Consider the following 6,793-nt stretch of genomic DNA (forward strand, 5'->3'; position numbering starts at 1 on the left):
GAAGGGGGACCTTGTTATGGATTTAATATTTAGTTTACTGATTAATGGACTTGCAACAGGCATGTTAATATTCCTCCTTGCCGCCGGACTAACATTAATATTCGGATTAATGGATGTATTAAATTTTGCCCATGGAGGATTGTTTATTTGGGGAGCGTATAGTGGTGTATGGTTCTATCAAATGAGTAATAGTTTTCTATTTGCGATTATTGCTGCTATTGTTACCGGTTTGCTACTAGGTCTTATTACAGAAAAGCTCATCGTACGACCAGTGTATGGTAACCATGTACAGCAAATTTTAATTACACTAGGTTTTATGCTCGTTTTACAGGAATTAATAAAAGTAGTTTTTGGTCCAGATCAAAAAGCGGTATTTCCCCCTGACTGGTTACAAGGAAGTTTTATGGTTGGGGATATCGTCATTATAAAATATCGATTATTTATTATTGCTATTGGATTTCTTATTTTTTTCCTTACGCTATTTATTTTAAAACGAACAAGAATCGGATTAATTGTTCGAGCAGGTGTTATGAATAAGGAAATGATCCAATCCTTAGGAATCAATATACGGTTTGTTTTTATGCTGGTGTTTATGGTAGGAGCTGCTCTGGCTGCATTAAGTGGTTTATTACATGCTCCATACTCTGGAGTAATTTATGCTGAGATGGGATTAGAATTTTCGATTTTGGCGTTTATTGTAGTCGTTATCGGTGGAATGGGTAGCTTTACGGGGTCTTTGTTTGCAGCAATTTTAGTAGGTTTGGCTCAAGCATTCATGGCATATTATTTTCCAGCACTGTCCTTAGCTGTAAATATGCTACTCATGGCTATTGTTCTTATATTTAGACCACAAGGCTTGTTCAGGGTGAAGGGGTGAGAAATATATGAATGTACGTAGTATTGATAAGAGTACGTGGATCTACCTTGCAATTGCACTGTTGTTATTTATTGTTCCATTTATTGTAACCGGACGTAGCATGCAATTTATTATCATCCAGATCTTTATTTTTGGAATCTTTGCTATGAGCTATGATTTACTACTTGGATTTACTGGCATTATTTCTTTTGGGCATGTCATGTTTTTTGGAATAGGTGCTTACTCAACTGCGGTGACATTGGACCGCTTTGATGCGACACTACCTTCACTATTACTTGGGGTACTGATTGCTTTGGTTATCGCAGCCATTGTTAGTTTTATAGTAGGTGTGCTAACCCTAAGGTTAAAAAGTCATTTTTATGCCATGTTGACTTTAGCATTAGCAGGTTTATTTTTAGTAGCAGCTGAAAAATGGCGATCGGTTACTGGAGGGAATGATGGCTTTACATTTCGACTTCCAGAGATAATTCGTGATTCACAAAGTCAGTACTTCCTCTGTTTAATTTCGTTAATTCTAATATTCTTTGGACTAAGACGTCTCACGAATTCGCCATTCGGTAAAGTATTAATGTCGATAAGGGAAAATGAACAGCGTACAGAATCATTGGGATATAAGGTATTACATTATAAAGTTATTGCAAGTGTGGTTTCTGGCGTCATTGCTAGTTTTGCTGGCGTTTTATATATTATTTCTCTACGTTTTGTGAATACGAGTGTATTTGCTACCGATGTAACGATCGATGTATTACTTATGACTATTATCGGTGGAGTAGGCACGTTAATTGGACCAATCATAGGTGCTGGATTGGTAGAGTTTGCTCATCATTGGTTATCTGGTTTATCTGAAGTACATTGGATTTTTGAACGATGGATCATTCTATACGGGACCGTTTATATTTTAGTAGTAATCTTTTTCCCATTAGGCATAGTCGGTACCATACAAGCGAAATTTTTTGGTAGAACGGTAACGAAAGGCATAAAAGATAATAGTAAAACAAAAGCAGGATAGAGAGGTGTTAGGGATGAATGCAATAGGAATTGTAAGCACAGGAACCTATATACCAGAACGACGTATGACTTCTCGTGAAATTGCTACCCGAGCAGGAATACCGTTAGAAGTTGTTGAACAGAAGCTAGGCATCATGGAAAAAACGATTCCTGGTAAGGATGATCATACAGCAGAAATGGGTACACGGGCAGCACAAGTAGCAATCCAAAAGGCAGGTATTGACCCGAAGCAAATTGATCTCGTTATATATATTGGAGAAGAGCATAAGGAATACCCGCTCTGGACCGCTGCTATTAAATTACAGCATGATGTTGGAGCAGAAAATGCATGGGCATTTGATACGGCTTTAAGATGCGGAACAACCATCATGGCATTAAAGGTTGCGAAGGATATGATGATCGCGGATCCTAACATAAGCACCGTGTTACTTGCTGGTGGCTATCGAAATGTTGATTTTATCAATTATGAAAACCCACGTACGCGCTTTATGTATAATCTAGGCGCAGGTGGTGGTGCGATGGTATTGAAAAAAGGGCACTCGGAAAATTTACTGCTAGAATCACATTTGATTACAGACGGATCATTTTCAGAAGATGTGGTTGTTCCAGCTGGTGGGACAAAAAATCCAATATCTAAGGAATCACTGGATGCTGGATTATATCAGCTAGATGTGTTAGACCCCACCGGGATGAAGGAAAGATTAGAGCAAAAATCTATGAAGAATTTTATCACATGTATTGAACGTGCATTGCATAAAAGTGGTTATGAAAAAGAAGATATTGATTATGTAGCAATGTTGCACATGAAGCGATCAGCACATCGATATGTATTAGAACAATTAGGTGTAGACGAGGTAAAGTCTATTTATCTAGAAGATTACGGACATATTGGGCAAATGGATCAAATCATATCTTTAGAACTTGCAGAACAACAAGGGAAATTAAAAAATGGTGACATTGTCGTTTTCGTTTCTGCAGGCATTGGCTATGCTTGGGGCGCGAATGTAATAAAATGGGGAAAATAATAAAGGGAGGTTTTACAAATGTCATTAGCTGTTCATTTGAAGAAGGTAGCTTTACCGAATGGAGAGGAGATTGCTTATCGAGAGCGGGAAGGAGGAGAAGATATTGTTGTATTGGTTCATGGGAATATGACTTCTTCCGTTCATTGGGATTTAGTTTTGGAGAATCTGGACGAAAAATACAAGGTGTATGCGATTGATTTACGTGGATTCGGGGAGTCTAGCTATCATGAGCCAATTACAGCAATAAAGGATTTCTCTGATGATGTTAAGTTTTGGGTTGATGAACTTGGAATACGAGATTTTGCATTCGTAGGCTGGTCATTAGGAGGAACCGTATGTCAGCAGTTTTGTGCGGATTATCCAGGATATTGTGATCGGTTATTTTTACTCGCTTCAGGTTCGTCACGAGGGTATGCCTATTATGCAGCTGGTCCAGATGGAATGCCGGATCTAAATCATCGATTAGAAACAATGGAAGAAATGATGAAAGACAGTAAACGAATGATGATTCAAGAGGCATATGACACAAAGAATTATGACCTGTTAAGGCAAATCTGGGATATGTTAATTTATCAACATCATAAACCTGATCCGGAACGTTATCAAAAATATGTGGAAGATATGACTACACAACGAAATCTAGCAGAATGCTATCAGGCTTTAAACATTTTTAATATAAGTAATCAACATAACGGGCTTACAGCAGGAGAGGATAAGGTAAAACTTATAGATATTCCAGTCTGTATCGCTTGGGGAGAGCATGACATTGTTGTCACCAAACAGATGACGGAGGAATTACGTGAAGACTTTGGTGATAAAGCGGATTATAAAGAATTAATAGGTTGTGGACATTCACCTATTATTGATGATTTGGAGCAGCTATTAAAAGTGATGGAGAATTTTTTTACAGAAGCAGAAAATGTATAGTAATTTTGGGGAAGGGAAGTTTTTATAGATGAATAGGTTACAAGAGAAAGTGGCGATTATCACAGGAGCTGCTAACGGTATTGGTCTTCAAGCAGCACGTACATTTGCGGATGAAGGTGCAACAGTTATTCTTGCCGATTTTGATGAAGTAAAAGGGATAGAAAGTGAGAAAGAACTAATTGATGCGGGTTTAAATTGTCAATTCATCCAAGTTAATGTCGCTGACAGAAAAAGTGTGGATGCTATGGTAGAAAAAGTAGCTGATAAATATGGAAAGATCGATATATTAATCAATAATGCAGGAATTACACGGGACGCTATGCTTTCCAAAATGACTTCCGAACAATTTCAACAGGTAATCGATGTGAATTTGACCGGTGTTTTCCATTGCACCCAAGCTGTCCTCCCTGCCATGGTTGCGCAAGGAAAAGGGAAGATAGTTAGTACTTCGTCAGTAACAGGTACATACGGCAATTTCGGTCAAACAAATTATGCAGCCGCAAAAGCTGGCATTATTGGAATGACGAAAACGTGGGCGAAAGAGTTGGGCCGTAAAGGGATCAATGTGAATGCGGTAGCTCCAGGTTTTACCCAAACAGCTATGGTTGCTGCAGTCCCAGAAAAAGTAATCGAGCAAATGAAGGCTCAAGTACCTATGCAGCGATTAGGAAAGCCAGAGGATATAGCAAATGCGTATCTATTTCTAGCATCAGATGAATCCGATTATGTGAACGGCCATGTGTTACATGTTGATGGTGGGATTATGATGTAAATAACATACGCTTGAATACGAGAATTGGGAATTCGTATTCGGGCGTTTTTGATTTAAGGTGAATGTTGGTTGGGCTGGGTTAGTGGGGGGACGAAATGGGGATTATATAATCGAGTAATTTTCAGTTTATCAGCGAACCCACCCTCGTCAGTGAAATTGTAACTCCCTTGTAACTCTTCCAATTTACAATAATAAAGGATATACACAATGTGCGATGTATATGCTGTCGCAGTATTCCTTATCCTGTTAGCCTAAACCCCACTGATTGAAGTTTCACTGTATAGGAGGAGTTGCGGATGCATGCTAACTTAAACTGGCTAGAGTCTCGGATGAAAATATCTCCAGATCGAGAAGCAATTATTGATGCAGACACGAAAGATTCATGGACATATAAACAGCTCTATGATCGTGCGGATATATTGGCAAATTATTTCATACATCAAGGTGTTCAAAAAGGTGATCGGGTAGCACTTTTAGTACCTAACCATATCAGTTATCTTGATTTTATTTTTGCTTGCATGAAAATAGGGGCTATTTTTGTTCCATTAAATTGGCGGCTATCTGATGATGAATTGGAGTATGTGGTTAAGGATTGTTCACCGAAAATATTAGGAGTAAATAGCTCTTTCTTGAAAAAGCTAGCGAAAGCTGATAGCGATATCATTTTGCTAGAAATTCATCATAATCATTATCTCGATAACTTTCTCAAGGAACGAAAGGCGCCTCCAATTGAATTACAAGAAACAGATCCACTTGCCATGATCTACACTGGAGGTACTACCGGGCGTCCTAAAGGGGTTGTGCTTAGCCATCGTTCAATTCTGTGGAATGCTCTTAATACAATCGTTAGCTGGAATCTAAGCGAAGATGATGTCACTTTAACTTGCTTACCAATGTTCCACACTGGAGGGCTAAATGTATATACCCTTCCGTTACTATTGATTGGTGGAAAAGTTGTTCTTTCTTCTTCCTTTCACGCAGAGAAGGCTGTAGCAGATTTATTACAATATAAATGTACCGTAGTCTTATTTGTTCCAACCATGTATCACTTGATCATTCAGACTCGCCAATTTCACGAAGCAACCTTCCCTGACATGAAGGTTTTTGTATCAGGTGGCGCACCATGTCCACATAAAATATATGATGCCTTTCGTAAAAAAGGAATCGCTTTTAAAGAAGGGTATGGATTAACGGAAGCGGGACCAAATAATTTTTATATTGATCCAAAGGACACAGAAAGAAAGCTCGGCTCGGTAGGAAAACCAATGCTATTTAATGATATAAAAATTGTAAGAGAAGATGGCTCAACTGCAGAATTACAGGAAGTAGGAGAATTACTAGTACGTGGATGTCACGCTTTCGAATATTATTGGAATAAGCAGCAAGAAACAAAGAAAACGATACAGCATGGCTGGGTACATACGGGAGATCTTGCGAGGCAGGATCGTGAAGGTTATGTATATATTGTTGGAAGAAAAAAAGACATGATTATTACCGGTGGTGAAAATGTCTATCCATTAGAGATCGAACATTGGCTAGAATCCCATGAAGCAATTGTAGAGGCGGCAGTTTTAGGACTACCTGATGAGAAGTGGGGAGAAGTAGTCACTGCATTTGTTGTTGGAGAAAATATTAGTGAAGGTGAATTAAAAGCGTATTGCAGGGCTAAATTAACACGGTATAAAATACCGAAAAAGTTCTATTTTGTTAAGGAGCTTCCAAAAACACACGTAGGAAAGATTGATAAAACACGATTAAAAGAAAAGGCACGGGAAGATAGCAGGAGTTCCTAAATTTAACTGAAGAGGCTGGAATAAAAGTAATTTTTCAAAGAAAAATCCAAACTATGATTCATTCTTCAATTAGAATTCGAGTCAGTTAGGATTTTTCTTTTGGGTGTTTTCGTAATTTTTGTTGTTAATTATATAGAATGCGCAATAACTTAATATGAGAAACGTAGTGAAGATTGAGAGTATATTTACTGAACCAAATCTCGCTCCAGAAATACACTTCGCTTTCCGCGGGCGGCTGGTGAGCCTCCTCGAACTCCGTTCTGCGGGGTCTCACCGATGCCTTTCCTCGAGGCTGCTGAAAAAGTCCAGAAAAAGTCGAAGGTATACCCAAAAAGCTTCTGATTTAGATTATAATAGAACTAATATACTTGAAGCGGTGATTAAAATGTTA

Annotated in this window: 6 protein-coding genes; all 6 read left to right on the top strand. The window is 38.4% G+C overall.

Translation table 11 applies throughout. The features are described from left to right. Positions 1 to 16: 16 nt before the first annotated feature. The 6 genes from ACFSTA_RS20810 to ACFSTA_RS20835 all read left to right on the top strand — a co-directional run bounded on the left by ACFSTA_RS20810 (position 17) and on the right by ACFSTA_RS20835 (position 6,402). The gene (locus tag ACFSTA_RS20810) at positions 17 to 877 is read left to right on the top strand and encodes a branched-chain amino acid ABC transporter permease (RefSeq protein ID WP_377558763.1); all 861 of its coding nucleotides are present in this window, start codon (positions 17 to 19) and stop codon (positions 875 to 877) included. A gap of 7 nt (positions 878 to 884) precedes the next feature. Next, positions 885 to 1,886, top strand: coding sequence for a branched-chain amino acid ABC transporter permease (locus tag ACFSTA_RS20815; protein WP_377558765.1), 1,002 nt, complete (start codon positions 885 to 887; stop codon positions 1,884 to 1,886). A gap of 13 nt (positions 1,887 to 1,899) precedes the next feature. Then, on the top strand, positions 1,900 to 2,910 hold the full coding sequence (locus tag ACFSTA_RS20820; RefSeq protein ID WP_377558766.1) for a 3-oxoacyl-ACP synthase: 1,011 nt from the start codon (positions 1,900 to 1,902) through the stop codon (positions 2,908 to 2,910). An 18-nt stretch (positions 2,911 to 2,928) separates the two neighbouring features. Next, positions 2,929 to 3,837, top strand: coding sequence for an intracellular short-chain-length polyhydroxyalkanoate depolymerase (gene phaZ / locus ACFSTA_RS20825; RefSeq protein WP_377558767.1), 909 nt, complete (start codon positions 2,929 to 2,931; stop codon positions 3,835 to 3,837). 28 nt (positions 3,838 to 3,865) lie between these two features. After that, entirely contained in the window at positions 3,866 to 4,609 is a 744-nt protein-coding gene (gene fabG / locus ACFSTA_RS20830; RefSeq protein ID WP_377558768.1) for a 3-oxoacyl-ACP reductase FabG, read from the top strand. A 296-nt stretch (positions 4,610 to 4,905) separates the two neighbouring features. Continuing rightward, complete coding sequence (locus tag ACFSTA_RS20835; protein ID WP_377558769.1) at positions 4,906 to 6,402, top strand: class I adenylate-forming enzyme family protein; 1,497 nt, start codon at positions 4,906 to 4,908, stop codon at positions 6,400 to 6,402. Positions 6,403 to 6,793: the final 391 nt, after the last annotated feature.

The sequence above is a fragment of the Ornithinibacillus salinisoli genome (assembly GCF_042684965.1).
Taxonomy (GTDB): domain Bacteria; phylum Bacillota; class Bacilli; order Bacillales; family Amphibacillaceae; genus Ornithinibacillus; species Ornithinibacillus salinisoli.

What these genes read in the sequence shown, in the direction of transcription:
- ACFSTA_RS20810 (WP_377558763.1), top strand. Translation starts at nt 17, where the DNA reads ATGGATTTAATATTTAGTTTACTGATTAATGGACTTGCAACAGGCATG.
- ACFSTA_RS20815 (WP_377558765.1), top strand. Translation starts at nt 885, where the DNA reads ATGAATGTACGTAGTATTGATAAGAGTACGTGGATCTACCTTGCAATT.
- ACFSTA_RS20820 (WP_377558766.1), top strand. Translation starts at nt 1,900, where the DNA reads ATGAATGCAATAGGAATTGTAAGCACAGGAACCTATATACCAGAACGA.
- phaZ (WP_377558767.1), top strand. Translation starts at nt 2,929, where the DNA reads ATGTCATTAGCTGTTCATTTGAAGAAGGTAGCTTTACCGAATGGAGAG.
- fabG (WP_377558768.1), top strand. Translation starts at nt 3,866, where the DNA reads ATGAATAGGTTACAAGAGAAAGTGGCGATTATCACAGGAGCTGCTAAC.
- ACFSTA_RS20835 (WP_377558769.1), top strand. Translation starts at nt 4,906, where the DNA reads ATGCATGCTAACTTAAACTGGCTAGAGTCTCGGATGAAAATATCTCCA.